Consider the following 26968-nt stretch of genomic DNA (forward strand, 5'->3'; position numbering starts at 1 on the left):
TTTGTGGAGTGCAGATAGATGGCAGAACCTGCAAGCACAGGTGTTGTGGTGGCAGCCGCCGCGGGCGTGACGTTCGCCGGCCTGCTGCCGGGGATTGATGGCAACGCTCTTATCGGGGCGTTTGCTGGGGCATCACTGTTCGTGGTGTCGCGAAAGGATGGGGGCTTGCTGTCGCGAGGAGTCTACTGGGCGATTTCCTTCGTGATCGGCTACCTGGCCGCACCGGATGTGGTGGCGCTGACGCCTGTCAAGGAAACCGCCATCGCGGCATTCGGCGCTGCTGCGCTGGTCGTGACCATCGCCTTGGCGGCTATCGAGCGCATCAAGACGTTCGACTTCACCACGGTCTTCAAGAAGGGGAGCTGAGATGCAACCTGGCGAAATGATCAGTATGGGCCACCAGCATCTGGTGGCCCTTTTGTTTGTGGGGGCGAATTTCGCTTCGGCCGTGCGGCTGCTGCTTTACCGGCGCAACGGCGCACGGTTCCGGAGGGGGATGTCTTGGCTGGCCTACTTACTCATTGTAGGCACGGGCGGCCAGGCCCTGGATGTGCTTGTGCGGCATGAGCCTGTGACGGTGTGGCAGGCGGTGGTTGCGGTGCTGATCGCCGTGCTGGTTTATCGCGCCCAGGGGAATGTGGCGTGCATTGTGAGGATCAATTCATGACCTTGAAAGAAATTGTCGCGGGGGCGATCAACCCGGCGCTGTCGCTGTTGCCGGTCAAGATGGACACGCCCGCGGCGCGCGTCCAGCTACTGGCTACCGGTCTGCAAGAAAGTCGCTTTGTGGACCGCCGTCAACTGGTCGGCCGCCCGCCGCGGCCGATTGGCCCCGCCAAGAGCTTCTGGCAAGCGGAGCAGGGCGGCGGCATGGTGCACGGCGTCCGGCTGCACGCGGCAACAAGCGCTGCGGCTACCCACCTCTACCAGGTCCGGGGTGTGCCCGCGCGCGATGCCGCGATCTGGGATGCCATCGAGCATGACGATATGCTGGCGGCCGGCCTGGCTCGTCTGCTGCTGTGGAGCGACCCGGGCCGGCTGCCTGCGGTGGGCGATGAGCAGGGCGCCTGGAACCTGTACCTGCGCACCTGGCGGCCCGGCGCATACGAGCGCGGCACTCCGGCGCAGCGCGCGGAGCTTCGGGCCAAGTGGGGCCGCAACTATGCGCAGGCAGTCGCCGAGGTGGCGCGGTGAACGGCCTAGCGCGTGTTGTCGGCGCGTTGATGGGCTGGAAAGGCTACACCGCGGCGGCGCTGGCCGGCGCGCTGATCGTCGGCGGTGCGGCCTGGACCGCGCAAGGGTGGCGCTATGGCGCGGTGGTCGCCTCGATGCGTGCTGACGAGTCCGACCGCGTGGCCGAGTCGCAGCGTCAGGCGCGCGAGATCCTGCTGCGGCGCTACGCCGTCGTGGGGGAAATCAACGAACGAAACGCGAAGGCCGAGTGGGCTGCGTATGGAGGAATGCGAAATGCCCAAGTTGAGGATGACCGTCTACGTGCTGATGTTGACGCTGGGCGCCAGCGGTTGCGCGTCCACGCGACCTGCGCCGCCGCCGGCGGTGGAGTGCCCCCAGCCGGAGCCGCCGCCCGCGTGGGTGATGGAGCCCGCCCCGAGCTTGATCCCGCTGCTCGATCGGATTATTTCGCCCTTCGAGCTGGGATCCGACAGTTGACAGCGCAACTGCAGGCCTGCCAGGCGCGGCTCCGTTGAATCGACAAATCAGACATCGACAAACTCTTAACTTAGGAGGACAGTTTGGGCACGTTACGTGCGGCATGACCTGCACACTGAGCGGCGCGGGGCCGCTACTGCCGAGGAGAAAGCAATGGGACACGATGATTTGTTGGGTGAAATACTTACCAGGTCTGCGAAATTGAATAGGTTTGAGGACTGGGCGGACATTCTGGCCGAATACGCGTCCTCCCTCTGGGATGTGCGGGACAAGTTGGAACCGCAAGAGATCGAGCGCTTATTAAACGTTGGCGCGGCGTTCTACCGCACGTTGGCGCGCGCTGAGGACTACCGTCGCAGCCCCCTCTGAAGGTGCTGCATGGTCTCGGTGCGGCGGGGTGACTCCGCGTCCTCATGAGACGGCACGCTTGTGCGCTACAGCGACTGCTACGGCGTCGTCAGGCATGCGGTATTTCCCGCATGACAGCCAAATGACGGGTTCGCCCGTCGGCAAGGAGCAAATGTACTCGCGGACGGGGAGTCCGGTTGGATCGCGTTTGGTGACTAGCCTACGCTCCACCCGGCAGATGGAACGATCGGGCAACTTTACGATCACATCGGACAATCGAGTGCCGCCCGCCATGTCCTCCCTCCTCAGATGATTGCGCCCGAGGTCGAATGGTCGTGACCTGGCGGGGCATTGGTCCGTTGGCGTCTTATTTAACACCTTGAGCCTCTGAGGAACATCCGGCGTTCGGCTGAACAGCTCAGCTGGGATGAGTGTTTTTCGACGTACTCGTTCTCCGGGCAAGCATTTAAAACGCCCCATTGCTGGGGCGCTAAAGAGTATTTTAGGTGTGGCGTCGCTCAATTGAGCGTGGCGGGGGCCTCACCGTCGCCAGCCGTTTCCTCGACTCTGTTTCGGCTACCCACCCTGCTTCCCATGCGTCGACTTTTTCACGCCAATCCCGGATGGCCTCGCCCGTGTGGCCCGGCATGGCCGAGGCACAATAGTAGGGGCAATCGAATAAGCTCAGCCCTTCGAGGGCAGCTTGGGCGCCCAACTTTCGGATGTCGTCGCGTTGCATTGCTATACCCTCCAAAAGAAGATCACGGGAAGGACAGTATTGCGCACGCGGCGCGACGCTTGCAATAGTGTGGCGGTACTACCTGGACTAGCGCGGCCGCATGCCCTTGCGCAGCTTGCGCGGTGATTCCAGGAGTCCGGCGGTCATTTGCTCCCGCTCCTGTACACAGGGCTCCTCCGCCAAGCCCGCCAGCAGGTCGTCGTAGATGTCGCCCGTCAGGCCGGCTGGCCGCTTCAATTCAAAGGACACCTGATGCAGGCGCAGCAGCGCCGCGCGCAGGCGCTTCACCTCCCATAGCAGGGAGAGCACATCAGGGTTCCAGGGCTGACGCTCCCGGATGGCCCGGAGGTCGGCGAAGGTGAGCGGTTCTTTGAACGGCATGGCAGAAAACAACTGTATGGACATACAGTGTAATCAAGCCTAGAATTCGCGCAATTCGGCCCTGATTCTGGCCGGTAGGGGACAGACCATGGCCGATCTGGAGTGGACGCAGCGGGACGACTATTACTGGCAGGGCCCGCTCGGCTGGACGATCTGCCGTGTCTTCGTGGATGGCATGTGGCAGTACGAGCTGTGGTTCAGCCGCGGCGACAATGGCACGATCTACGGCATGCGCGCATCCCTGGCTGCGGCGCAAGAATTGTTCAATCAAAAGTTAGGGTGAAGCCTCATGGCCATTGAGCTTGAGCGCGGTGTGCGAGATGCCGCCATCGCATCCATTCAACGCTACTTCGACCAGAACATGGAAGAGCGAATCGGCAATGTCGCCGCCGGCGCGCTGCTCGGATTCATCTTGGAAGAGATCGGGCCCACGATCTACAACCGGGCCGTGGTGGACGTGCAGGAGCGGCTGCAAGCGCGAGTCTCCGAACTAGATCTGGAGGTTCACGAAGAAGAGTTCACCTACTGGCGCAAGCATGATAAGGACGGGCGCGGGCGCAAAAGGTAGCGCTTGCCTACTTGGGCTGGGCCTCGGCCACCAGCCGGTCGGCCGGGTAGGGCGCCAGGAAATCCCGGGTGTCCGCGACTGGCGCGGTGAGCCAGTTCTGGTAGGCGCCCTCCGGCAGGATCACGACCATGCGCTTTTCCTTGCCGGCCTGGTGGTAGTTCTGGAAAAGCGGATCCTGGTCGGCATTGATGGTGAGCATGGTGTAGCTCTCCTGCCATTGGCCGGCCGCGTCCCGGTAGCGATCCCACAATCCGGCGATGCCTAACGGTGCGCCGTCAGCGCGCGTGAAGCGCGTGGCCACCGCGGCGCCGGATCTCCAGTCGGGTTCGAAGATTGCCTCGGCCGGGATAATGCAGTGTCGGCCCTTCGCCCAAGCCAAGCGGAATGTCCAAAGCGTGTGTGCGGTCTCGCTCTTGGCGTTGAATGTCGCGATCTTCTCAGCCTTCGCCAACTTCTCTAGCGGGGTGCTGGGTGCGATCATGCCCCAGCGGCCGACTATCGCTTCGCGCTCCGGGACCGCCTCGTCGCCGGCATCGTGCTCAGGGGGCCGACGAATGAACGGTCCAAGGCGTCGGGGCCACATATCCGACTCCGGCGGCAGTGGAATGCCGCGCGCCTGGAAGTACTTCTCCATCTGTTCCTGCTTCTTGAGCGCGGTGTAGTGACTGCACATGGGCCCTCCCAATGGAAGGGCCAGTATATGGTCAGCCAGGCCCCGAGTGCGCGCCGTTCAGGCGCTGCAATTCGACCTCAGCCACGTAGGCCTGGGCGATAGCTTCAGGCACTTGGCGCTCTGCGTGTGACAGGGCATGGATATGGTCAGGACGGATGGTGTCGAAGGGCCAGGATTCCATATGTGGCAATCTACCCTATCGAAAGTCGGCATGCGGCCCTCACCAGGCGATCTCGGACCAATTGATCGCCTGTAAGAGGTGCGCTGAGATGGTTTGCTCAATGCGCCGTCGCAAGGCTGATGCACATTGCGGCGCTGCGAGCCTTACTCCGCAGCGTCTCCGGCCCCAGTCAAAGGGATCTTGCCAGCTTTCACGCCGTGCATGATGACGTAGGGCTGCATTAGCGGGTTGATGAAGCGAAATCGAAATCTCCGGGATGTTCCGATTTTTTTTAGAATCGGACCCCGCTTTTCTTCGCAGAATTCGTTGAGGTGCTGCGAAAAGCTTGGGATTTGATATGCCTTTCCTGTGATTGCCTGCATTGGTGTGCGGACATCTTGCGCAGCAAAATATCCTAGTTGATCAGTGGGGGACATCGCGCATGCAAGCAATACGTCGGCAAAGAGGTTGTCTTTGCGGGGGCTCATCGTTGATAGGTGATAGGCACTCAAGATGGACTGTTGAGCACCGCTAATCGCCTCATCAACCGCTTCGGTAACCTCACTCGAATCCACGCAATCGGTCTCACGTTCAATCGCCGTTCGGGCTGCATGCAAACAGAGCAAATGCGCGTAGTGCGGAAGGCCCTGTGACAGATTCCTGATGGCGTGTACGCCGGGCTCTGTCGTACTGATACCCAGGCGCTCCATGCCCCGGCGGATCAACTCCATAATCTCATCCTCGGACATCCGGGGCATTGGAACTTGCGCCATGGCTCGCTCGATTGAGGCATGTTCCTTGATCAGGTCTGCAACAGTATCTGCAACGCCCACCAGGACCAAAGTGGTGTCCACCCCGTGATCGGACAGCGCTTTTACAGCGTCAGCAACCGCACGTTTCGTCCTTTCGTTCAATCTATCGAATTCATCAAAAATGATGATGGTTTGTACCTGTTTGCTCAACTCTCCCAGAGCGCGCCTGATGTTGTCAGGAGATATGGGGCCGTCAAGAAAGCTCAATCCATCTATCTCTTTTTTCTGCGGTTCGGAGTTGAACCCTGGTTGGTTAACCAGCTCAGCTAGCTTTATTTCTCGAAGCGCCTTTTCAAAAAGCGATTGAAAAGTGTCGGCACCGTCGCAGTTCACTCGAGGGGTGACGACGATGCGGCTACCCGATTCAGGGAGAAAGTCGGCCAGCACGTTTACGAGGGATGTCTTACCCACTCCGCGCTCACCGTAAATTATTGCGTGCTGCCCCTTCTGGTGAACCGCATCGATGACCTTGCCTAACTGTTCCAACCGCCCGGCGAATAAGTCTCGCTCATCCACCGGAGCAGTTGGGGTGAAGACTCGGCTTACTTCGAAATAACGTGAGCGACGGGTGGGTTGATCTTCTGCGTTCATGATTTGGGATGGCGATGATGAGCTTTAGTGCCGTAGTAAAAACCGGTAGCGGCAGATACCAATGCCACGACTGGTCCCAGCAAGATCTCGAGGACTCTTACCAAGTCTGCAACCGGTACCTTGCCGAACCAAACAGAGAGGAACGTGGCGGCGCAAATTCCTATCAAAAGCCAGATCAGCAGGTAGGCAATGTGTCTGCGCGCCTTGTCCTCGTTTGGAAGAGGGTCATACGGTTCAGTGTGCAGGGTCGTTGCAGTATCTTCCTTCCCTGGAAGCGCAGCATCAAGGTCGAGATCTTCTGGAGTCATGCTCTTCGCGGCGCTGTCACCTGCATTGTTATTGAGCCCCATTGCGAAACTCTCTCACCGTCTCACAATTTGGCGTGTAGGTTGATTTGGTAGCTCAACCAAGACCTTGCCGTGCTTGTCTTCGATGTCATCAAAGAAAAGTTCTGTGCTGACAGCTCGGCGTAGCACTTCGCTTCCGCTGACGCCCAATTTGCTCGCTAACTTCTTGATTTCATCGACCGTGGAGGCAGGAAGACTCACGGTGATCTTCATTTTTTCCGTAGTAGACATGGAACGCTCCTCGATGGTACGGCAATTGGGTGGAATTTTACCATAAAAAATACTTCCAATAGAAGTTAAAAAGGTGGCTGCGTAGCGCTGCCGACGCCGCTACGCCTGAAAGAGGCCCAACTTTGAGGCAGTACATGGGGGCGCTGAAACCCAGCGCCACGGCTCAAGAAATTCGTCTAAAACCAATGGTCATACGCTTTGAAATCAAGAGCTTATGGACCATTCGTGGTGAAGTGTGGTTAGACAACTTTGCTCCACAAGCCCTGGCAAATCAATGGGATATGGTGGATTTTCGATAGTCTGACCGAATACATCGTGGTCGTGGCCTTGGTCGCCGTAGCGGCCATAGCGGTGTATCAGTACTTCGGCCAGGTGGTGCGATCGCAGACCGCCGCCATGGCGCGTGAACTTGCCGGCGAGGACGGCGGAGCGCAGAGCCGTGCGGCGCAACAGGCGGCGCAGAAAGCGGCGGCGCAGACCAAGGCGCGGTCGCTCAAGTCCTTCACCGGCAATGCCGCGGATGCGAAGTGACTACACGTTCTTGCGCATCGCTTACCCACCAGCGTGGCCAGGCGCTGGTCCTGGGCCTGCTGATGGTGGCGGTGGGGGGCATCTCCCTGGTCGTGCTGTACAACCTGGGCCAGACCGTGGGAGCGCGTCAGCGGCTGACGCATGCCGCGGACGCGGCGGCGTATAGCGGGGCGCTGGAGCAAGCGCGCGCGCTCAATGCCCTTGCCTATATCAACCGGACACAGATCGCGCATCAGGTCGCCATGGCCCATCTGGTCACGCTAGGTGCGTCGGCGCAATACGCCCGCACCCTGCAGTCTCAGCGCAATCGCCGCAATCCGCCCGCGGGCTTGATCACCATGTTGTTTGGTCCGGATGTCGGCATGGCCTATCAAACCGCGCAAGCCGTGCCTGATGCGGAACAGAGGCTGGCAGCGGCGTTCGGCGAGCACGACAGAGTCGTCCACCAGGTCCTGGAAGCCGCCGCGGCGTCCGCTGTCGCCGGTCTGACGGATTCGCGCGGTCGCATCATGAATAAGGTCCTGGTCGCCAATCTTGCGGAGGATGTTCCGACACTCGGCGCAGATGGCGTGCATGCCAGAGGCGCCAGTTTGCGGCTGCTGACGGACGGGTGGCCTGGCTACGTGGGGCGCCGCCTGGCCATGCGCGACGCAGGTCTGCGACCCGCCGTCGAGCAGGCAGTGGAACGCTATGGCTTCCTCAATCGCCGTAGCGCCACACGGCGCAATCCGTGGATGGTTCAACCGCTATGCCCGCTGCATCGTCACGAGCTGCGGCGCCGGGGCTCTACCTGGTTGGGACCGGACGGGCGTTGGGGGGCGCTGGACACCCAGTCCTACCATGCACTGCGCTTCAACCGCTGGAGGGGCTGCTACTTTCGCGAATACGCCATGGGCTGGGGTACGGCGCAGGGGCAGAAGATCAAATCGCCCGAAGGCCTGGAGTACGTGGATGAGCCGCCGCTCGATTTTTCCGACCAGGATTTCTGGCGCTGGGTGGAACTGTCAACAAAGTGGGATCTGCTCAATGACATAAGCAATCCCATGGCCAACTCATACGCCATGGCTGCTGCTCAGCGCTGGCCGGGCCGGGGCCTGCCCGCCTATCGCGAAGTCGCCTTGTCGCGCAGCGGCGATGCCCTGCGCTTCGCGGTGGCCGTCCGGCTTGCCGGTACATCCTTGAAAACCACGGATGCGCAAAGCGCGGTTCGGGCGCCCGAGGGAAAGTTCCGCTATGCCGCCCTCGGTCCGGAGGACGCCATTACCGTGACCTCAGCGGCGGAGACCTACTTTGCCCGGCCGGAACCACGCGCGGACGGCCGTGATGAACTTGCCACGCTTTTCCGTCCCTACTGGCAAGCGCGCCTGTCGGCCGTTACCGTGGGCGAGGCTGCGCGGGCAAGGGGGACGCCATGAATCGGATTCGCACGCGGCAGCAAGGGCAGGCCTTGATCGAAGCGTTGCTGATGCTGCCGCTGCTGGCCCTGCTGCTTTGGGCGGCATCCTGGATAGGCGGATTGCAGTTCACGGCTCAGGAAGTCGCGCAGGCCAGCCGCAAGGCCGCGATGGCCGGCGCCTTGGGGCAACCCTCGCAGAATCAGCACGCTCCAAGCGGCACGGCGCTGTCGCGGAATGCCAGCGCGCTGCCTGGTATCGCGCCAGCCCAGGTCACCGCCTTGCAGGACGAATGGTTCGGCGCGGAACTGAAACTGATGACCGCGACGGCAAGCACTGCGCGCCGTGACCGGGACAATGCGGCCTGGTTGCGCATCGCCCGCCGCACGCACGTGGCAAGCGGCGCCGGGTATGCGCACGGCGACACCGACGCGCAGCGCCGCATCGGCCGTGCGCCAACATCCTGGCGCAGGGCTGAAAGCGCTTCGCTGGCGGAGGCACGGCGTTTGAAGCCTGTTGTCGACCGCCTGGACGGGCCGTGGCGCAGGCCTGGCCTGTCGCTGGACTGGCTGTCCGAATGGGCGGATGTGGTGCCCGCGGATCGGCTTAGCAATCGCAAGGGGGCGGGCAAATGATCGGACTTTGTCTTTCGCCATTGCCTGTGGGGCAGGTTGCCCCATGGGGTAGTGGTTGGCGGACGTTGGCGGTGGCACGAACACTACGCCTGTTGCTGGCTGGTGCACTGGCCGTCGCTTTGGTGGGGGGGCGCAACATTGCCGCCGCGCAGGATCGGGCGAAAGACGGCAACGAGGCAGGAGCCGCCACCAGGACCCGGTCCGGCGTCACCGCGCTGGAAGCCTTGCGTTTTCCTGCGGGTTCGCGGCGCGGGCTGCTGGCGGAAAGCATCTGGCTGCATGGCATCCCCGCACGCGTGCTCATATTCGATACGCCTCTCAGCACGCCCGAACTGATCCGCTACCTGTCAGCGCAGCAGCCCGCTCTGGCCGACCTGAACGTGTTGTCCGGCCAAGCCATCCTATCGGGTCAGGTGGGGCAAGAGCGCTGGGTCGTCCAGATGGAAGGCCTGGGCGCGCGCCGCACGGCCGGAAGCATTTCGGCGGTCAGCCTGCTGGCTGCGCCAGATAGTCCGCTGCCTGCCTGGCTCCCGGCTGGCGCTCGTCAGAGGCTGGACGTGGCGGTGATGGAGGACGGCGTGCGAGTCTCGGAACGCATCTGGCAATACGCCTTGCCGCCGAGGCAGTTGGCTCCGCTGCTGGAGGAGCGCCTGGCCCAGAACGGCTGGCGTCGTGTGCCGGCGTCCGAGGAGTCAGCGCATTGGTGGATCCGTCCGGGCGCGCGCATGCGGTTGTCGCTGGTGCCGCTGGAAGGCGGCAGCGGGCTTCTGGTCAGCGGAAGATCGCCATGAGGCTCTGGATCACCCATGTCCTGCAGCGCCTGCGCAGAACGGGCGTGTACGCCATCGCGCTGATCGCGGGCTTGGTGTCCGCGTGGGCGGTGCGAGAGCACGTGCAGCAGCGCGTCCAGGCGCTGGAGGCCGAGGCGCGCACGCCGATGGTCAGCCGCCTGGTCGCGGCGTATGACTTGCCCGCGGGCACGCAACTCGAAGAGCTGCATCTCGCCGTGCGCGAGATCCCGGAGCCATGGGCTTCGCGGGCCAGCATCGATCCCCTGGATCTTTCTGGCCTGCTTGGCGCCACCTTGCTGGCCGATGTCGCCAATGGTGAACCCTTGCTCCGGGGGCATTTGACGTTCACCGCGCCGGTTCCGGCCTTGGCGTCCCGCCTGCGTAGCGGGCAACGCGCGTTGACGGTGGCGGCCACCGACCTGGGAGGTCTGGCGGAAGTGTTGCGTGTGGGCGATGCCATCGACATCTATGTGAGCTTCGCGCATCGCCAGCAGGAGCTGACCGTGCCTCTCTTGCAAGGCATGCGCGTGCTGATGGTCGGGGGCGAGGCCGATGGTGAAAACAAGGGCGGCAATATCACCTTGGCGGCGACGCCGGACGAGGCGATGCGATTCGTGGCGGCCCGGCAGAGCGGGGTGCTGACAGCGATGCTGCGCCATCGCGATGATGCCGCCGTGGTCAGCGGCGCAGCGCAAGGCGATCTTGCTTCGTTGATCGGATTGGACCTGGAGCCCCGGAAGGCGCCGGGCGTGGCCATTCTGTACGGCGATCGGCTGGAGCCCTCGGCGGGTGAAGGAGCAATGGAGATGGAGGCGGCCGTCTCGCCTCGACTGAAAAGGGGGCGGCCATGAGGCGTGTCGTCGCCAGCATATTCGCGTGGGTGCTATGCCTCGTCAGTCCGGCAGCGTGGCCAGCGGACGAGGAGATCGAACTCCAGGTGGGCGAAACGCGGATCCTGTCGCACCCCGGAGTCAAGCGCGTGGCGATAGGCAACGGCCAGGTGATCGGCGCCATCGAGGCCGAAGGGCGCGAGGTCATTGTGTTCGCCCGTGCCGAGGGCGTGTCGTCCCTGCATGTCTGGGCCAACGGCGCCCGCGCCAAGGCTTATGAACTAAGGGTGGTGCCGGCGGGGGCACCGCGCCTGCGGGCGGAAGTCGCGGCCTTGCTCGCCCGCATTCCGGGTGCGCGCAGCACCGAGGTGGGCGGCCGCATTCTGATCGAGGGCGACGATCTTTCCGATGACGACCGTTTGCGCATTGCGGCCCTGGCGGACCGTTATCCCGCCGTGCTGGATTTTACCGGGCAAGTGGGCTGGGATCGCATGGTGCAGTTGGACGTGCAGGTCGTGGAGATCCCCACATCGAAGCTGAGGGATCTTGGCGTGCGCTGGGACGGCATGTCCCAAGGCGGCATCAATGCCGGCCTGGCCTGGGATGCGGGGTCGTGGGGGCGCATGAGCCGTCCCGGCGAGGAAATCATAGAAACGATGGGCCGGGTCTCGTCGGCGGCCGGCTACTTCGGCGTCAATGCGTTGTTGTCGTCGCGCATCGCGATGCTGGCTCAAAGCGGGGAAGCCGTGATGCTGGCCCAGCCTCAATTGCTGGCGCGCAGTGGTGCCAGCGCAACCTTTCTGGCCGGTGGCGAGGTTCCCTACTCGTCAACCGATACGCGCGGCAATTCGACCACGCTGTTCAAGCCCTACGGCGTCATGCTCAGGATTACCCCTCGTGTCGACCGTAACGGGATCATCCGTTCCTTGATCGAAGTCGAGGCGAGCTCGGTGGACAACGCGCTGAGCGTGCCGGGCGGACCGGCGTTGCGCACGCGCCGCGCGTCAACCGAATTCAACGTGCGGTCCGGCGATACGCTGGTCATCGGCGGCTTCCTGTCGCGCGAGCGGGACGAGGCAAGCGACGGGCTGCCATGGCTGAAGGACATCCCGGTCCTGGGGGCCTTGTTCTCGTCCCGGCGCTATCAGTTGCGGGAAACCGAGCTCGCCATATTTGTGACGCCAAAGCTGATTGCGCAGGCCGAGCCCGCCATGGCGGACCGCGTGCGGCGTGGGCGTGGCGTGCTGGAAGCGGCATTTCCCGAAGCGCCTCGCCTGGGAACCGCCGTGCCTGCCGCGTCAGGCTGGGATGCCTACGCGGGCGCGGGCTCGCAATGGGACGCGCGACCTGAAGGTGTCCCGACTCCCCCAACGGAAACGAGGCCATGATCGACATAGAAATGATGTTCGAGGACGCCACGGTGGACAAAGCGACACTGGCCGCTCCCGTGCTGATCGGACGCGGCGCGCATTGCGGCTTGCGCATTGTGAACTGGCGTGTGGGACGCCAGCACGCCCGTCTGGTGCGCGAAGAGGCCGGTATTGCTCTTGAAGACCTGGGAACGCTGGGTGGGACGCTGGTGAACGGCGAGAGGATCGTGCGCCACGTGCCGGTATTGCCCGGTGATGAAATATTGATCGGGCCTTGTCGGCTGCGGGTGTCGCTGGCGGTCGCCTCCGAGCACACCGGCGAATCGAATGGTCCGGAGGCTGACAGCGCCGCGCGCGATATGGCTGCAGCGCAGCAGTTGCCGACGCTGGCCGCGCCTGCAACGCCGTTGCCGGCGCGCGCGCCGCTGCATCAGCTACAGGAGCGCCGGCGCCTGCATGCAGCCTTGCTGGCGGCGCTGGACCTGCGCCGCCGTGACGTGGCGGGCATGAGCGACGGCATGCTGCGTGCCGAGGCCGAGCGGCTGCTGACGCACATTGTTGCCACGGACGCGGATTTGCCGCCAGGGGCGGACCGCGCGGCATTGTGCCGCGAGGTGCTGGACGAAGCGGTCGGCCTGGGGCCTCTGGAGCCCTTGCTCGCCGCCGCCGACATCACGGAGATCATGGTCAACCGTCATGACGAGATCTACGTCGAACGTGCCGGCCGCCTGTCGCGCCACCAGGCGGCCTTCACCAGCGAGCAATCATTACGCTGGGTCATCGAGCGCATCGTCACGCCCCTGGGGCGGCGCATCGACGAAAGCTCTCCGATGGTGGATGCCCGGCTGGCGGATGGATCCCGGGTGCATGCCATCATTCCGCCGGTGGCCATGAGAGGCGCGAGCCTGACCATACGCAAGTTCCCGCAGCGGCGCCCGGGCATGTCCGATCTGATCGCGGCGGGTTCGCTGAGCGGCGCCATGGCGCAGTTCCTTGCGCTCTGTGTGCGGTCGCGCAGAAACCTTGTGGTGTCCGGAGGCACGGGAGCCGGCAAGACGACCTTGCTCAACATCCTGTCCAACGAGATTCCCGATGGCGAGCGCGTGGTCACCATCGAAGACGCGGCGGAGTTGCGCCTTAACCACGATCATCTGGTGGCGTTGGAGGCGCGTCCCGCCAACCAAGAGGGGCGCGGGCGCATCGACATCCGCGAGCTCGTGCGCAACGCGTTGCGCATGCGGCCAGACCGGATCGTGGTGGGCGAGTGCCGCGGGCCGGAGGCATTCGACATGCTGACCGCCATGAATACCGGCCATGAGGGATCCCTGACGACGCTGCATGCCAACTCGCCTCGCGATGCGCTGGGACGCCTGGAATCGATGATCCTGATGGCCGGCCTGGACCTTCCTTTGGCGGCGGTGCGCGAGCATGTCGCCGCCAGCGTCGACATCGTGGTGCAGCAGGCCAGGCTGGCCGACGGGCGGCGCGTCGTGACGTCGATCGCGGAGATCACCGGCATGGAAAGCGGACGTATCCAGCTCCAGGATTTGTTCCGGTACGACCGCGTCCGGGGTTTCTTCGGCTGCGGCGCCTTGCCCGGCTTCGCGCGCGATTGGACACAGCCCGATGAGGCCTTCGACCCTGCCTGGTTTTCCGACACGGAGAAGGCGGCGCCGGGGACTGCAATTTTTTCGCAAGGAACGCCATGATCTGGCTAGCGGCGGGGGCCGCCATGATCTCCGTGCTGCTGTTGGCTTGGCGGGTCCAGAGCTGGTTTGCGCCGGCGCTGCGTCGCTACCGCGAGGTCTACACGCAGGAGGCGGGCTTGCGCCTGAGCGAGGTGTTCCTGTTCATAGATCCGGCCCAATTGTGGGCCGGCGCAGTGGCCTGCGCCGCCTTGGCGGCAACCTTGGCCTTTGCCGCCACGGGTAGCGGCCTGGTGTCCGCCATGGCTGCGGCGCTTGCCTCGCGCTTGCCCCGTGCGCTTGTGAACGCGTTGCGACGTCGGCGCGCCCGCCGGTTTGAGCAGCAACTGCCGATGGCGTTGTTGATGCTTGCCGCCGCTCTGCGCGCGGGCGTGGCATTGACGACAGGCCTGCGCCACGTCGTCGAGCAGAGCGGCGCACCGTTGGCCCAGGAGTTCGGCTTGATGCTGCGCGAGCAGCGCATGGGAGTGCCCTGGGACTCCGCGCTTGAAAACCTGCGCAATCGCATGCCGGCCGATTCGACCGCTCTCGTCGTGGCTGCCATGCGCATTGCGGCACAGACGGGCGGCAATCTGGCGGAGGCGCTGGAGAGCATCGCGCAGACCCTGCGCGCCCGGCTGCAATTGCAGGCGAAGCTGCTGGCGCTGACATCGCAAGGGCGTTTGCAGGCCTGGATCGTAGGGTCTTTGCCCTTGCTGCTGCTGGCCGTGCTGGACCGCCTGGAGCCGGAAGTTATGGGTTTGCTGTGGCATACGCCCGTGGGTTGGGGCGTGCTGACCATCGTGGCGGTGCTGGAGACCACGGGCATGCTGCTGATCCGGCGCATTGTCCGGATCGATATCTGACGGAGGAGGCTGCGATGTGGCTGTACTTGAGTCTGTTGACGGCCGCGTTGGCTGCGGGGTGGTTGGCCTGGGTGGTCTTGAAGCCATTGTTGCTGGACAGCCAGGGCGCGTCCTCCGCCTTGCCGTGGTGGTGGCGAGCGGCCTGGCCTTGGATTGCGGCGGTGGCGCCCTTGGCCGGGCCTTTGTGTACCTGGCGTTGGCGTATCCGGCTGACGCGGGCGATCGAGCGGGCTGCGTTGCCCGCTGGCATCAGCTACGCGCATGTGGCGGCGCTGAGCTGGAGCGCGGCAACGGCCGCCGGTGGGCTGGCGACGACGGTAGCGCTTGTTCTGCTGCAGGCTCAGTCCTGGGGGTGGATTCCTTGGGCGGTAGCGTCTGCCCTGGGGGCCGGCGCCGCGCCGGGCCTCTGGTTGCAGAGTTTGAGCGTCAAGCGGCGGCGCAGCATCGAACGCGATCTGCCTTTCGTGTTCGACATGATGACCTTGTGTGTGGAGGCGGGGCTGAGTGTGCACGGGGCATTGCAGATGGCCGCACAGAGCGGCCCGGCCGGCATATTGCGCGATGCCTTGGCCGACGCGCTGGCTGAGATGCGCGCCGGAGTCTCCCGGACCGCGGCGATCAAGGCCCTGGCTGAACGCAGCAATAGTCCGCTTGCGCGCAATTGGGCTGCCGCCTTGGCACAGGCCGAGGCGCTGGGGATAAGCCTGGGGCCGGTGCTGCGCGCGCAGGCGGCGCAAAGTCGCAGCGATCGCCACGTGCGGGCGGAACAACTGGCGATGCAGGCGCCCGTGAAGATGCTGCTGCCCTTGATCGGCTGCATCTTTCCCTGCACCTTCATCGTGCTGGCCTTCCCGGTCATGGTGCAATTGCTGCAGAGCGTGCAATGAGCAATGACCAGCCATCGGGGCAGCGTGGCCGGCTCAGGTTGCTCAAGGTAGCCGACTGGTGTGGCCGCGCCCGCGGTTTGCTGGGACGCAAGCCGCCAGGGCCGCGGTCCGGCATCTTGTTGATGCCTTGTGCCGCAGTGCATACCTTTGGCATGCGTTATGCCATCGACGTGGCATTCATATCGCGGCGTGGAAGGGTGCTCGCGGTGCGCAGGGCGCTGGCGCCCTGCCGCGTGGCTTTATGCCTGGGCGCCGTTGCCGTCGTCGAGATGCGCGCCGGCATTCTCGATGCCGAACACGGAGGTATAGGCAGGATAGAAGCTGCAGTACAGCACGCCACCCGCGGCGATATTGAAGGGAATCTGCAGCGTTCCGGCAAGCTGCGGGGACAGGCCGATGGCGACCAGAAGGCCGGCGCAGAGGTCGATGAAAAGAAACACCAGGATCCACGTGGCGCCGTAGACCAGGAACGGCAGCTTGTTGCGCCAGCAGGCGATGCCGGAGAAAAACAGCGCCTGGATCAATCGCAGCCCATGCCAGGCGACCAGAACTGGCGCGTGCCAGAACAGCGCCGCGATCACGACGTACGTGATCGCGAACAGGCTCAGCGGCACGGCCATGGCGGACAGGATGGGCTCCATGGATTTTTCCACGGAGGCGATGCGCATGCCCTCGACCATCGCGTCGGTGAACGGCAGGAAAATGATCAGGCCGCAAGCAATGCAGAGCGCCGCGTACAGCAGCCCCATCAGGAACAGTTTCCTGAATACGCCGGGCTGCTTGAGCGGCTTGGCCCACATCGAGGGCAGCATGACGCGGTCTGCTTCGACGTGCTTGCACGCCGATAGCGTCATCAGCGTGATGATGGGCATCAGCGCCACCACCAGGATGGGGCCGACCGGCGGCGTCGCGGTGGCGAAGATGACCAGGAGGCTGATGGCCATGGCCCAGGTGAACATGGCCAGTGGTTGCTTGCGGAACAGACGGAAGCCGTCACGGACCCATTGCCAGCCGGATGTTGCGGGTAGGAATGCTGCTTGCATGGCTCTTTAAAGGGGGTGATCTCTCAAAAAGGGACGCGCTATCCCCATTATGGGGGGAGCAACAGTTACGGCAATATTGGCAGGCCCGGGCGGTGGCGTGCTTGCAACACTCTTTCGAAATGCCGGGGGTCGTGCGGTTTGAGGGTCTGGGCCGGCCGCGGCAGGAAAAAGTCGTACAGGCGCGATATCCAGAAGCGCAGCGCTGCGGCGCGCAGCATCAGCGGCCAGACTTCGCGTTCCGCGTCGGTGAACGGGCGCACGGCCGCATACGCCGCCAACCAGGATTCGACCAGTTCGGGCACGAATTCGCCGGTGTCGCGCTCGATGCACCAGTCGTTGACGCTTACCGCCACGTCGAACAGCCAGGTATCGCAGCCAGCGAAGTAGAAATCGATGATGCCGCCCATGAGCGGATCCTCGAAGGTGCCGGCAAACAGAACGTTGTCCCGGAACAGGTCGCAGTGGGCGGGGCCGGTCTGCAATGCCTGCCATGCCGGCGTCGCGGCGGCTGCCTGCTGGTCGGCCAGCTCCGACGACAGAAGCTGGGCCTGCGCCGGTTCCAGGAAGGGCATGACCTTGGGCGCCGTCTCCAGCCACCAGGACAGCCCGCGCAGATTGGGCTGGCGCAGCGGGAAGTCGCGCGCCGCCAAGTGGGCGCGTGCAAGCGTGGCGCCGGCCAGGGCGCAATGCGCCGCGCCGGGTGCGGGCTCGTAGCCGCCTGGCAGGCGTGAAACGATGGCGCAGGGCTTGCCATGCAGCGTCGTCAGGCGGGTGCCGTCGCGCAGGGTCTGGGGGCGCGGCACGGGAATGCCGCGCTCGGCCAAGTGGTACATCAGTTCGATGTAGAACGGCAACTGCGCCTGCGTGAGCACCTCGAACAGCGTCAGCACGTACTCGCCGCGGGTCGTGTACAGGAAGTAGTTGGTATTCTCGATACCCGCCGTAATCCCCCGAAGCGAGACAAACTCGCCCAGATCGAAATGCGCCAGGAGGGCGCGAGCGTCGTCTTCGGAGACAGGGGTGAATACGGCCATTGATGTGCGGAATCTAGGGGTTAACGGACGCGCGGCACGCCTGTTTCGGCTGCGGCGGCGCAATTTTAGACCACATGGCGGGCGGGCCTGTCCGCCATCCGGTTGAGCGGTCGGAGCCGCCGGCCGGACACAAAGCCGCCAAGCACCGTAAAATACCGCATCCCCTTGTTTTGTAGAGTGATTCTTGGACTCCCCCGACTGGCGGCTGTGCGTCGCCCCGATGATAGATGTGACCGACCGCCATTGCCGCTTTTTCCATCGGCTGCTGGCGCCGCGCGCCCGCTTGTACACGGAAATGATCACCACCGGTGCGTTGCTGCACGGCAATGTCGAACGTCACCTGGATTTTGACGAGGCCGAGCATCCCGTGGCCCTGCAACTGGGCGGCAGCGAGCCCGACGCCCTGGCGCATTCGGCCCGGCTAGGCAAGAAGTGGGGTTACGACGAGATCAACCTGAATTGCGGCTGTCCTTCGGAGCGGGTGCAGAAGGGGGCGTTTGGCGCCTGCCTGATGGCTGAGCCTGCGCTGGTGGCCGATTGCATGAAGGCCATGCAGGACGCCGTGGATATTCCGGTCACCGTCAAGCACCGGCTTGGGCTGGACTATGACGAGTCCTATGAATTTGTCCGCGATTTCGTCGGCAAGGTCTATGACACCGGTTGCCGGGTGTTCATCGCCCATGCCCGCAACGCGGTGCTCAAGGGGCTCACGCCCAAGGACAACCGCGAGATTCCGCCCCTGCGCTATGAGGTGGTGCGGCAATTGAAGCGCGACTTCCCGGATTGCACGTTCGTACTCAATGGCGGCCTGGCCGACGCCGGGCAGTCGGTGCGCGCCGCGGGTGATTTCGATGGCGTCATGCTGGGCCGGGCCGCCTGGCATACGCCGCGGGTGCTGTCCGAAGTGTCGCTGCAGTTGTGGCCGTCGCTGCGCCTGCCGAGCGACGCGCAGGTGGTCGACGCCATGATGGAATACGCGGCGCGGCAAGTCGCCGTGGGCGTGCCGCTGCGGGTGATGACGCGGCCGATGTTGGGGCTGGTGAACGGCCAGTCTGGCGCGCGCCGCTGGCGTCGCATGCTGTCCGATCCGGCCTTGCTGGCCGCGAACAATCCTGAACTGATTTACGATGCCTGGCGCAGCCAGCGGCATGCGCCTGATATGCGCGGCGCCGCGGTCGAGGCGGCGCCGGCTGGGGTGTGACGGCAGGCCAGCGGCGGCTGGCCAGGGGCTCAGGACTTGGCCGGTTCAGCGGTTTCCGTAGGCCAATCGCGGATGTAGGCCTTCAGCATGTTGTTTTCGAACTGCTGGGCCGCCACGATGGCCTGGGCCATGTCGTAGAACGAAATGACACCCATCAGGGTGGGGCCGTCCATGACCGGGATATAGCGCGCATGCTTTTCGAGCATCAGGCGCTGCACTTCGTCGGCGCTGGTGTTGGGTGACACGCTGACCGGCGCGTCGTCCATGATGGAGCGGATGGTGGTGTCGCCGGCGCCGCCATGTGCATGCATGTGGCGGATGATCTCGCGGAACGTGAGCATGCCGGTCAGCGTCCCGAATTCCATGATGACCAGCGAGCCTATGTCCTGCTCGCTCATTGTTTGCACGGCCTGGGATACAGGCATGTCGGGCGACGCCGTATAGAGCGTATCGCCCTTGACGCGCAAAATCTCGCTGACCTTCAACATCGGTTCCTCCTGGGCGGACTGCGCCCTTATCCTATTTACTAGTTCTTTTTCGCTTCCAGCTGCAGCACCGGAGCGATTCCATTTTCGGTATTTTGCGCTTCTCCGCAGACTTCTTCCAGCGTGGGCGTATTTTGCTGCGAAATCACGGCCGAGGCGACTCGCAATATTTCCGGGTCATTGCGGACCCTGGGCTGGCTGCGATCCAGCAGAAAATGATCCACCACGGGCGCCATCGAGGTATTGCGGGCATCGCAGGTCAGCACCCAAAGGCCTTCAGGGCTGCGTGTCGCCAGCCCCATTTCCGCCAGCGTTTCCAGCACTTCGTTCAGTTCGTCCTGGTGCAGGCGCAATTGCGCGGCCAGCAGATTGGCGGGTAGTCCCGGCGGATTGGCCGCCTGCGCCTGGCGTAGCGCGCGCAGCGCATCCACGGCATCCACAAAGGGCGCGCCGGGATAGCGGTTGATTTCCCAGCGGCCCAGGCGGATAAGAGGCGCGCTGGAAGCCAGGATGGCCCCCAGTAGCACGGCCAGCCACGACAGGTAGATCCAAAGCAGGAATATCGGCAGGGTGGCGAATGCGCCGTAGATCACGGTGTAGGTGGGGAAGCGCGTCAGGTAATAGGCGAACGCCGACTTCATGATTTCCAGCACGACCGCGGTCACGCAGCCGCCGACCAGGGCGTCGCGCCAGAGAACCTCGCGGTTCGGGACCATGACGAACAGCGTGGCGAAACCGAGAGCGGTCAATATCAACGGGATGAACGACACTGCGACGCTGAGGGCTTCAGGCACGTCCCGCACCAGGCCCAGCGATTCGCGCGCCACGAACGAGGTCGCCCAAAGGCTGGCGCCCGCGACGACCGGCCCCAGCGTGATGATGGCCCAATACACCAACGCGCGCTGCCGCAGAGGGCGCTGGCGCGTCACATGCCAGATGTCGTTGAACGCCTTGTCGATCGTCATGATCAGCAACAGCGAGGTGATCAGGAGGAACACGCCGCCGATGGCGGTCAGGCGCGAAGCCTGACGCGCGAACTGGTTCAGGTAATCCATGATGTTGTCCGACACGGACGGGGGCATCAGGCTGTTGGTCAGGAAATCCTCGAGCGCGACGCGGAATTCCTGGAATACCGGAAAAGCCGTGAATAGCGACAGGACCACGGCCAGCATTGGCACGATGGCCAGGACGGTCGTGAAGGTGAGACTGGACGCCACTTGCAGCAGTTTCTCTTCGCCGGCGCGTTCGGCGCTGAAGCGCACGACGCGTCCGGCCCGCGCGATCCATGAAGAGCGCGGGGTCGAGTGCTCGGTGGCCGCCGGCGTAGTGGCGGCAGGCTCGGCGGGGCGATTCATCAGGCGATAATAGCAGCATGAACCCCGAACTCAATCCCCGTTTGCGCCTGCTGGCCTCGGTTTCGCTGTTCGCCCTGATCGTGCTGTGCGTCACCTGGGAAACCGTGGTGGCGCCAGTGCGGCCCGGCGGCTCCTGGATGCTGCTCAAGGCCCTGCCGCTGGCGTTTCCGCTGCGCGGCATCCTGCGCGGCAATCTCTATACCTACCAGTGGGCGTCCATGCTGTCGCTGCTCTATCTGATGGAGGGCGCGGTGCGGGCCATGTCGGATCCGGCCCCGCTGTCTGTGCTGATGGCCTGGGGCGAGATCCTGCTGTCGACCATTTTCTTCCTTAGCGCCATTTTCTACGTGCGACCCGCCAAGCGGGCCGCCAGGAGGCAACGCGCATGAGCGCCCAGAAGCTGTCCGACCTGCGCGTCGTCAATTCCTTTGCCGCCTTGCCTGCGGCGTTCTACACCAGGCTCGAGCCCCAGGCCTTGAACAATCCGCGGCTGTTGCACGGCAATGCGCAGGCGGCGGAACTGATCGGCCTGGACCCGTCCGCCTTGTCCACGCCCGAATTCCTGAGCGTGTTTTCCGGCGCCCAGCCGCTGCCGGGCGGCGACACGCTGGCCGCGGTTTACAGCGGCCATCAGTTCGGCGTCTGGGCTGGCCAGTTGGGCGATGGGCGCGCCCATCTGTTGGGCGAGGTCGAAGGGCCGAAGGGCAATTGGGAATTGCAGCTCAAGGGCTCGGGCATGACGCCGTATTCGCGCATGGGCGACGGCCGCGCGGTGCTGCGCTCATCGGTGCGCGAATACTTGGCCGGCGAGGCCATGCATGGCCTGGGCGTGCCTACGACGCGCGCGCTGGCGCTGGTGGTTTCCGACGACCCCGTCATGCGGGAAACCGTGGAAACGGCCGCCATCGTTACGCGCATGTCTCCCAGTTTCGTGCGTTTCGGTTCTTTCGAACATTGGTCGTCGCGCCGCCAACCCGATATGCTGAAGACGCTGGCGGACTACGTCATAGACCGTTATTACCCGGAATGTCGCGAGACCGGCGCGGGCGAGGTTTCGAATGACGTGGCGCCCTATGTGAATCTCCTGCGCGCCGTTACGCGGCGCACGGCGTTGCTGATAGCGGACTGGCAGGCGGTGGGCTTTTGTCACGGCGTGATGAATACCGACAATATGTCCATACTGGGGCTGACGCTGGACTATGGTCCGTACGGTTTCATGGACGGTTTCCGCCTGGGCCATATTTGCAATCACTCGGACTCGGAAGGGCGTTATTCCTGGAACCGCCAGCCGTCCGTGGCGTTGTGGAATCTTTACCGCCTGGGCGGCAGCCTGCACGCGCTGGTGCAGGACGTGGAGGGTTTGCGGGCGGTCCTGGACGAATTCGAGGCGGTCTTCACGCGTGCCTTCCATGACCGCATGGGCGCCAAGCTGGGCCTGGCCGCATGGCAGCCGGCCGACGAAGCGCTGCTGGACGATCTGCTCAAGTTGATGGACGCCAATCAGGCGGATTTCACATTGACCTGGCGGCGCTTGGCCGACGCCCTGTCGGGCCAGCGCGCTGCGTTCGCAGACTTGTTCATCGACCGGCCGGCGGCGGGAGCCTGGCTGGACCGCTTGGTGGAGCGGCATGCGCAGGATGGACGGCCGGTGCAGGATGTAACTGCGGGCATGAATCGCGTGAATCCGCTTTACGTGCTGCGCAATCACTTGGCGGAGGAGGCGATCCGGGCGGCTAAATCGGGCGATGCCGGCGAGATCGACACCTTGATGAAGCTCTTGCGCAATCCCTACGAGGCCCAGCCCGGCCATGAGCGGTATGCGGCATTGCCGCCGGATTGGGCAGGCAGCCTGGAGGTTAGTTGTTCCTCGTGATATTGGCCGCCAGCCGTACAAACCAGAGCAGGGTGCAAGCGATTTTCCCGGGATTTACGGGAAAATAACTATTTGGACAAGGAATATCGCAGTTTTTTTCACTGCAATCATTCGTTTCCATTGTAAAAGACGTAAGATTGTCGCCAACGGAATACCCGGGACTCTGCGTCCGCGGGGCATTTGTCGATAATCTTCAAAATAAAGCACTCTAAATATGGCTGGCGCAGATGGTTTGCTGTGTATCGGTCTGCTTGAGGATGACGCGGACTTCCGGGAGGAGTTGGCGTTAGGCTTGGGTGGCTATGGTTTCCGGGTGGCATTTGCCTGTGACAATGCCGCGGCGTTTTATCGCCGGTTGCAGGAACAACCTTGCGATATCGTCATTCTTGACGCCCACTTGCCAGGAGAGGACGGTTTCTCCGTGGCGACCCGCCTGCGCGCCCTCAGTCCGGTTGGTATCGTCATGCTGACAGGCCGCAGCGCGCTGGAAGACCGGGTGCGCGGCCTGGAAGGCGGCGCCGATGTCTATATGACCAAGCCCGTCGATTTGCTGGAGCTCAGTTCGGTCATCCGCAGTCTGGCGCGCCGGATGCGCTTGGCCAAGGCGCCGCGTCCCGTGGATGCGGAGACGCGCGCCACCGCCGACACCTCATGGTCCCTGCAGGACGGCGGCTGGATTCTGGTGGCGCCCGATGGCGCTTCGCTGCATTTAAGCGCCCAGGAGCGCACCTTCCTGATCGCTCTGATGGATGCCGCCGGCAGCGCGGTCAGCCGGCAGGTCCTGGCGGAATTGTTCCTGCCGGATAGCCCAGGGGGCTTTGAATTGCGCCGTATCGATGTGCTGGTCAGCCGTTTGCGCGCCAAGGCACAGAGCGCGGGCCTGAAGTTGCCGGTGCTGTCGGTGCGCGGCCAGGGTTACGTGTTCGCTGCCTGAAAATGCCCGCGGCGGTCAAGCCGCTGGCGCGCTGGACGGCAAGGTGACGACGAAGCGCGTGCCCACGCCCACCTGGCTTTCCATGGTCAATGAACCGCCCTGGTTCTGGCAGATGCGCCGGGCCAGGTATAGGCCAATGCCCATGCCTTGAGTCTCCCGGTGCGCCGAGCGCCGGAAATGCGGTTCGAAGATCTTGGCCTGTTCCTCCACGCCGATGCCTGGGCCGCGGTCAGTGACGGCCACCCAAGCCATGGGAATGCCCTCCACCCGGGTTTCGCCGGTTTCGATGCGGACGGGTTCATTCGCTGGCGAATACTTGATGGCATTGTGGATCAGGTTGCGCACCACCACACTGGTCAAGGGGCGGTCGCAGTAGACCGGCAGGGAGGCGCCGGCCTGCAACATCAGCGCATGCGCCGTATCCGGTTGCATCGCGGTGACGACATCGCGCACCAGATCCGCCATGTCCGCTTGTTCGCCGCGCGGCGTCCACGCCTGTTCGCCCAGCCTGTCCTGATTCAGCAGCTGATCCATGAGTTCGGTCATGCGGGTGACCGAGCGATGGATGCGCGCCAGGCGGTTGTCCACGGCCTCGCCGCTTTCGGCAAGTATCATGTCCAGGGACTGGGCTGCCGCACTGACGGTGGCAAGCGGTGCGCGTAATTCGTGCGAGATCAGCGCGTTCATCTGGCGTTGCGTATCGAGTGCGCCGGCCAGTTCCGCCAGTCTTAGTTCGCCTTGGGCCACGTGTTCCGCATTGTTGTGGTCCTGGACTGCGTGTTTCACTTCCTGTTGCAGGCCGCTGGATTGATGGATCGCGAGCAGAACCAAGGCGCTCGATACCAGCAGCAGTCGTGCAAGTTCGGCGACCGTTCCGCCCGCGCCCTGGGGCAACCAGGCGTCATGTCCCAGCAGCCAGACCGATATGCCATAAGCGCCAGCCAAGATCAGCGCGGCTGCGCGTGCGGGTGTTCTGCTTGCCCCGCGGATCAGGAACCAGATGGCCAGCGGCAGGCTGGCGATGGCGCAGGCGCCCGCGATCGCGGCCGATGCCATGCCGTTGCCTGGGTCGTAGGCGATGATCAGCGCCATTATGGCCATTATCGTCAACGCCGCGCTGGCCCAGCGGCAGGCCGTCGCCAGCTTGGTGGCGGATGCTGCTGCGAGTAGGGGGGCGGTGAGGGCGAGCAAGGCCGCATAGGATCCGGCTTGCAGCGCTGCCGGCGGCAACAGCGTGGGCATGGAGCGGAATACGCCTTCGAGCAGCATGAAGGCCAACCCCGCGCCGTACATGGCACTGCGGGTGGCCGCCCATGCGACGGCACAGGCCACGCCGCAGGCTGCGGCGACGCCGGCCGTCAGGCCCAGATGCAGGTCTTCGTATGACGCGCCCACGCCATAGGCCAGGACCGCGTCGGGGCCGAGCAGGGCGCACAGCAATAGCCCCAGGCGGGGCAGGATGACTGGCCGAACCGCGGGGGCGTCACCGGCGCGGCGCGGGCGCAAAGGCCAGCGTGTGCGAAAAAGCCAACAGATGCGAAGCAGCATGCCTTCCGTCAACTGGAACCCCAGGGATGATCTGGTACGAGTTCGTGCGTATGGGCGGAGTTTACGACAGGCCCGCGCATGGCATGGACGCCGATGCTCGCCAGGACGTTCTGCGTGGCGAGGTCAGGCACGTCTTCGGCGTAGACATCGATATTCAGCGCTGCGGCTGTCGCCACTACGGTGGCGGCGAGGTGCTGGCTGCCCGGGCTGTGGAGCAGGCCTGTGATGAAGCCGCCACATAGCTTCAGGTATGACAAGGGGAACTCATGCAGATGCTCGATGGCGCCGAATTGGTACGACAGCCGGCTTACGCCGACCCGTGCGCCGGCGGCCACGATGATGTCGCAAAGCTGGTGCAGGTCCGCCCCTTGCGCTGCAAGGGCTGCCGCATCGATTTCCACGATCAGGCGTGCGCTCAGGGCGGGGCGGTCGGCCAGCATGCGTTGCAGTCTGGACTGGAATGATGGCTGGGCGATCGAGGCCAGCGATATCGGCACTGCCAGCTCGCCAGGACGCGCGAACAGCCAGTCCAGCCCCAGGCGGATGGCTTGTATGTCGCACTCGGCGGCCAGTCCGAGGCGGACCGCGGGGGGCATGAAGATCGAGGCCGGCACGGGATCGGCGCCGGTGGTGTCGTGCAGGGTCAGGCTGGCTTCGTGGTGCAGCAGGCCGCCGGACAGATCGTGCAGAGGCTGCACGGACAAGGAGAATCTGTGCTGTTCGAGTGCGGTAACCAGGGCGTCGTGCCAGCTGTACTCGCCGATGTGCGTGCTGTCCGGCGCTCGGCTGGCCGGCGCGATCTGGTCGTCGTCGGCGCTTTCGGCGCACATCAGGGCGTGGTCCAGGCGCGCCAGCGTGTCGCTCATGCCGTCTCCTGGCGCGTAGGAGGCCATCGCCAGGGCCCAGCGGCAGGACTCATGCTTGTCCATCGGCACACGTAGGGCGCGCAGTTCGCGTCGCACCCGCTCGGCCAGCAGGCTGGCTTGCGGCGCCGAGCTGCGGGGCAGCAGCAGCGCAAAATCAGAACCGCTGATGCGCGCGAGCATGGCCGCCGGCCCGCCGAATTCGGCGACCAGCTTGCGCAGCCGGTCGGCGGATGAGCGCAGCCACTGGTCCGTGAAGGCGCGCGAAAGGTGCCGGTTGATCTGCGCCAGGTCGCGTTGGCGGAACATCAGCAGATGGCCGCCGGCTTCGGGGTCCTTGTCCGCCAGCGCCAGCCTGAACTGATCGACAAAATACTTGCGATTGTGCAGCCGGGTGATGGGGTCCTTGTAGATCTCGCTCTGAAGCGATTCGATCCGGGCATTTTGTTCCTGGACGGTGGCGGCGACCATGCGCTGCGCGTCCACCAGCGCCTGATCGACGCCCGCCAGCTCGCACGTGCCGTTTAAGGTCTTGCGGTTGCCCGGCGCCAGCGCGCGCACGCGTTCGCAGATGTCCCGAGAGGTGCGCGCTTCCATCCGCCGCGCGAGATTGAGGGAGAACAAGACCCACAGCAGGCCTGCGGCCAGCACCAGCCCCAGGACCCGCACGCCGCCTTGCCACAAGGTGTCGCGGGCTTCCCGCGAATCCGCCTGCACGGTGACGATACCCCGCGAACTGCCGTCCGGGGCCGCGTAAGGCCGCGACACGGCGGGCGCTTCCATGCTCAACCAGGCGTCGCGCCAATCGTGCTCCCTGGACTGAGAGTCGGTTTGCGGCGTTTGCCGTTCGATGGCGGGCGCGCCCCTTTCGTCGGTAATGCGTACCAGCGCGTAATCTCCGCCCGCGTACAGATCATCCGCCAGCGCCATTCGTTCGTCGGGGCCAGCCGCAGCGTGCGACAAGGCCCAGGCGAGCGCGTTGGCGCCGTCGTCGCTTTGCTGCGTCAACTGCGAGCTCAGATAGCGGTGCGCCGCCAGCATCCCCACCGCCTGCGCGCCGAACAGGACGAGGCCGATCAAAAGTGTGGTGAAGAAAAGTAGCCGGCGGAATGTGGACATGTA

At 64.2% G+C, this 26968-nt stretch carries 33 protein-coding genes and 1 pseudogene; 21 read left to right on the forward strand and 13 right to left on the reverse strand.

The features are described from left to right. Positions 1-18: 18 nt before the first annotated feature. From AC6LKD_RS08415 to AC6LKD_RS08435, 5 genes are all read left to right on the forward strand, one after another. The gene (locus AC6LKD_RS08415) at positions 19-366 is read left to right on the forward strand and encodes a putative holin (protein WP_498115878.1); all 348 of its coding nucleotides are present in this window, start codon (positions 19-21) and stop codon (positions 364-366) included. A gap of 1 nt (position 367) precedes the next feature. Further along, positions 368-667 carry a phage holin family protein gene (locus tag AC6LKD_RS08420; RefSeq protein ID WP_498115879.1) on the forward strand — a complete coding sequence of 100 codons (300 nt, stop codon included), beginning with the start codon at positions 368-370 and terminating at the stop codon, positions 665-667. After that, positions 664-1194: a hypothetical protein gene (locus AC6LKD_RS08425; RefSeq protein ID WP_498115880.1), complete on the forward strand. Its 531-nt coding sequence runs from the start codon at positions 664-666 to the stop codon at positions 1192-1194. Before AC6LKD_RS08420 ends, AC6LKD_RS08425 begins: the two co-directional genes overlap by 4 nt. Positions 1195-1223: 29 nt before the next feature. Further along, positions 1224-1709 carry a lysis system i-spanin subunit Rz gene (locus tag AC6LKD_RS08430; RefSeq protein ID WP_498115881.1) on the forward strand — a complete coding sequence of 162 codons (486 nt, stop codon included), beginning with the start codon at positions 1224-1226 and terminating at the stop codon, positions 1707-1709. Positions 1710-1824: 115 nt separating this feature from the next. Further along, positions 1825-2040, forward strand: coding sequence for a DNA-3-methyladenine glycosylase (locus AC6LKD_RS08435; protein WP_498115882.1), 216 nt, complete (start codon positions 1825-1827; stop codon positions 2038-2040). 481 nt (positions 2041-2521) lie between these two features. On the opposite strand, the gene AC6LKD_RS08440 is transcribed toward AC6LKD_RS08435, so the two are convergent. Together AC6LKD_RS08440 and AC6LKD_RS08445 are read right to left on the reverse strand one after the other, a co-directional pair. Further along, on the reverse strand, positions 2522-2758 hold the full coding sequence (locus AC6LKD_RS08440; RefSeq protein ID WP_498115883.1) for a CrpP-related protein: 237 nt from the start codon (positions 2756-2758) through the stop codon (positions 2522-2524). Between the two features lie 87 nt (positions 2759-2845). Next, entirely contained in the window at positions 2846-3139 is a 294-nt protein-coding gene (locus AC6LKD_RS08445) for a hypothetical protein (RefSeq protein WP_498115905.1), read from the reverse strand. A gap of 88 nt (positions 3140-3227) precedes the next feature. On the opposite strand from AC6LKD_RS08445, the gene AC6LKD_RS08450 reads away from it, so the two are divergent. Next, positions 3228-3422 (forward strand): hypothetical protein, encoded by a 195-nt coding sequence (locus AC6LKD_RS08450; protein WP_498115884.1) that lies wholly within the window; start codon positions 3228-3230, stop codon positions 3420-3422. Between the two features lie 6 nt (positions 3423-3428). Further along, positions 3429-3707, forward strand: coding sequence for a DUF2164 domain-containing protein (locus tag AC6LKD_RS08455; protein ID WP_498115885.1), 279 nt, complete (start codon positions 3429-3431; stop codon positions 3705-3707). 7 nt (positions 3708-3714) lie between these two features. Here AC6LKD_RS08455 and AC6LKD_RS08460 read toward each other — a convergent pair whose 3' ends face one another. From AC6LKD_RS08460 to AC6LKD_RS08480, 5 genes are all read right to left on the reverse strand, one after another. Further along, the gene (locus AC6LKD_RS08460) at positions 3715-4380 is read right to left on the reverse strand and encodes an SOS response-associated peptidase (protein ID WP_498115886.1); all 666 of its coding nucleotides are present in this window, start codon (positions 4378-4380) and stop codon (positions 3715-3717) included. A gap of 31 nt (positions 4381-4411) precedes the next feature. Further along, a complete protein-coding gene (locus tag AC6LKD_RS08465; protein WP_498115887.1) occupies positions 4412-4561 on the reverse strand; it encodes a hypothetical protein in 150 nt (49 codons plus the stop codon). Positions 4562-4704: 143 nt separating this feature from the next. Further along, complete coding sequence (locus AC6LKD_RS08470; protein ID WP_498115888.1) at positions 4705-5943, reverse strand: ATP-binding protein; 1239 nt, start codon at positions 5941-5943, stop codon at positions 4705-4707. After that, complete coding sequence (locus AC6LKD_RS08475) at positions 5940-6293, reverse strand: hypothetical protein (RefSeq protein ID WP_498115889.1); 354 nt, start codon at positions 6291-6293, stop codon at positions 5940-5942. Before AC6LKD_RS08475 ends, AC6LKD_RS08470 begins: the two co-directional genes overlap by 4 nt. Before the next feature lie 12 nt (positions 6294-6305). Then, positions 6306-6521 carry a ribbon-helix-helix protein, CopG family gene (locus tag AC6LKD_RS08480; protein ID WP_498115890.1) on the reverse strand — a complete coding sequence of 72 codons (216 nt, stop codon included), beginning with the start codon at positions 6519-6521 and terminating at the stop codon, positions 6306-6308. Positions 6522-6821: 300 nt separating this feature from the next. On the opposite strand from AC6LKD_RS08480, the gene AC6LKD_RS08485 reads away from it, so the two are divergent. The 10 genes and pseudogenes from AC6LKD_RS08485 to AC6LKD_RS08530 form a co-directional block, all read left to right on the forward strand. Next, positions 6822-7052 (forward strand): hypothetical protein, encoded by a 231-nt coding sequence (locus AC6LKD_RS08485; RefSeq protein ID WP_498115906.1) that lies wholly within the window; start codon positions 6822-6824, stop codon positions 7050-7052. Further along, positions 7049-8467 carry a pilus assembly protein TadG-related protein gene (locus AC6LKD_RS08490; RefSeq protein WP_498115891.1) on the forward strand — a complete coding sequence of 473 codons (1419 nt, stop codon included), beginning with the start codon at positions 7049-7051 and terminating at the stop codon, positions 8465-8467. The genes AC6LKD_RS08485 and AC6LKD_RS08490 overlap by 4 nt, the downstream gene beginning before the upstream one ends. Next, positions 8464-9081: a pilus assembly protein TadE gene (locus AC6LKD_RS08495; protein ID WP_013392853.1), complete on the forward strand. Its 618-nt coding sequence runs from the start codon at positions 8464-8466 to the stop codon at positions 9079-9081. The genes AC6LKD_RS08490 and AC6LKD_RS08495 overlap by 4 nt, the downstream gene beginning before the upstream one ends. Before the next feature lie 71 nt (positions 9082-9152). After that, positions 9153-9872, forward strand: a complete 720-nt coding sequence (locus AC6LKD_RS08500) for a hypothetical protein (protein WP_148260598.1) — start codon at positions 9153-9155, stop codon at positions 9870-9872. Continuing rightward, a complete protein-coding gene (cpaB, locus tag AC6LKD_RS08505; protein WP_492276823.1) occupies positions 9869-10723 on the forward strand; it encodes a Flp pilus assembly protein CpaB in 855 nt (284 codons plus the stop codon). Before AC6LKD_RS08500 ends, cpaB begins: the two co-directional genes overlap by 4 nt. Then, on the forward strand, positions 10720-12090 hold the full coding sequence (locus AC6LKD_RS08510; protein WP_498115892.1) for a type II and III secretion system protein family protein: 1371 nt from the start codon (positions 10720-10722) through the stop codon (positions 12088-12090). Before cpaB ends, AC6LKD_RS08510 begins: the two co-directional genes overlap by 4 nt. Then, positions 12087-13781, forward strand: coding sequence for a TadA family conjugal transfer-associated ATPase (locus tag AC6LKD_RS08515; RefSeq protein ID WP_498115893.1), 1695 nt, complete (start codon positions 12087-12089; stop codon positions 13779-13781). The genes AC6LKD_RS08510 and AC6LKD_RS08515 overlap by 4 nt, the downstream gene beginning before the upstream one ends. Then, on the forward strand, positions 13778-14623 hold the full coding sequence (locus AC6LKD_RS08520; RefSeq protein WP_498115894.1) for a type II secretion system F family protein: 846 nt from the start codon (positions 13778-13780) through the stop codon (positions 14621-14623). The genes AC6LKD_RS08515 and AC6LKD_RS08520 overlap by 4 nt, the downstream gene beginning before the upstream one ends. A gap of 14 nt (positions 14624-14637) precedes the next feature. After that, positions 14638-15510, forward strand: a complete 873-nt coding sequence (locus AC6LKD_RS08525; RefSeq protein WP_498115895.1) for a type II secretion system F family protein — start codon at positions 14638-14640, stop codon at positions 15508-15510. Beyond that, a pseudogene (locus tag AC6LKD_RS08530) lies at positions 15507-15743 on the forward strand (DUF192 domain-containing protein); the annotation flags it as partial. The gene AC6LKD_RS08525 and the pseudogene AC6LKD_RS08530, both read left to right, overlap by 4 nt. A gap of 6 nt (positions 15744-15749) precedes the next feature. Here AC6LKD_RS08530 and AC6LKD_RS08535 read toward each other — a convergent pair. Both AC6LKD_RS08535 and AC6LKD_RS08540 read right to left on the reverse strand, forming a co-directional pair. Continuing rightward, positions 15750-16553 (reverse strand): BPSS1780 family membrane protein, encoded by an 804-nt coding sequence (locus tag AC6LKD_RS08535; protein WP_013392860.1) that lies wholly within the window; start codon positions 16551-16553, stop codon positions 15750-15752. A gap of 65 nt (positions 16554-16618) precedes the next feature. Then, positions 16619-17587, reverse strand: coding sequence for a homoserine kinase (locus tag AC6LKD_RS08540; RefSeq protein WP_492276828.1), 969 nt, complete (start codon positions 17585-17587; stop codon positions 16619-16621). A 184-nt stretch (positions 17588-17771) separates the two neighbouring features. Here AC6LKD_RS08540 and dusA point away from each other — a divergent pair, with 184 nt between their 5' ends. Then, a complete protein-coding gene (gene dusA / locus AC6LKD_RS08545; RefSeq protein WP_080551053.1) occupies positions 17772-18788 on the forward strand; it encodes a tRNA dihydrouridine(20/20a) synthase DusA in 1017 nt (338 codons plus the stop codon). 29 nt (positions 18789-18817) lie between these two features. On the opposite strand, the gene AC6LKD_RS08550 is transcribed toward dusA, so the two are convergent. Together AC6LKD_RS08550 and AC6LKD_RS08555 are read right to left on the reverse strand one after the other, a co-directional pair. Then, entirely contained in the window at positions 18818-19276 is a 459-nt protein-coding gene (locus AC6LKD_RS08550; RefSeq protein WP_013392863.1) for a CBS domain-containing protein, read from the reverse strand. Positions 19277-19314: 38 nt separating this feature from the next. Then, positions 19315-20628: a YihY family inner membrane protein gene (locus tag AC6LKD_RS08555; RefSeq protein ID WP_207471178.1), complete on the reverse strand. Its 1314-nt coding sequence runs from the start codon at positions 20626-20628 to the stop codon at positions 19315-19317. A gap of 17 nt (positions 20629-20645) precedes the next feature. Between AC6LKD_RS08555 and AC6LKD_RS08560 the strand changes: the two genes are divergently transcribed. From AC6LKD_RS08560 to AC6LKD_RS08570, 3 genes are all read left to right on the forward strand, one after another. Then, entirely contained in the window at positions 20646-21017 is a 372-nt protein-coding gene (locus AC6LKD_RS08560; RefSeq protein WP_013392865.1) for a DUF2069 domain-containing protein, read from the forward strand. After that, the gene (locus AC6LKD_RS08565; protein WP_498115896.1) at positions 21014-22501 is read left to right on the forward strand and encodes a protein adenylyltransferase SelO; all 1488 of its coding nucleotides are present in this window, start codon (positions 21014-21016) and stop codon (positions 22499-22501) included. Before AC6LKD_RS08560 ends, AC6LKD_RS08565 begins: the two co-directional genes overlap by 4 nt. Positions 22502-22715: 214 nt before the next feature. Then, positions 22716-23435, forward strand: coding sequence for a response regulator transcription factor (locus tag AC6LKD_RS08570; protein WP_492276830.1), 720 nt, complete (start codon positions 22716-22718; stop codon positions 23433-23435). A 15-nt stretch (positions 23436-23450) separates the two neighbouring features. Here AC6LKD_RS08570 and AC6LKD_RS08575 read toward each other — a convergent pair whose 3' ends face one another. Both AC6LKD_RS08575 and AC6LKD_RS08580 read right to left on the reverse strand, forming a co-directional pair. Further along, entirely contained in the window at positions 23451-24941 is a 1491-nt protein-coding gene (locus tag AC6LKD_RS08575) for a sensor histidine kinase (RefSeq protein WP_498115897.1), read from the reverse strand. Positions 24942-24991: 50 nt separating this feature from the next. Then, entirely contained in the window at positions 24992-26965 is a 1974-nt protein-coding gene (locus AC6LKD_RS08580) for a bifunctional diguanylate cyclase/phosphodiesterase (protein WP_498115898.1), read from the reverse strand. Between the last annotated feature and the right edge of the window lie 3 nt (positions 26966-26968).

It is taken from the genome of Achromobacter sp. D7-1, assembly GCF_059760445.1.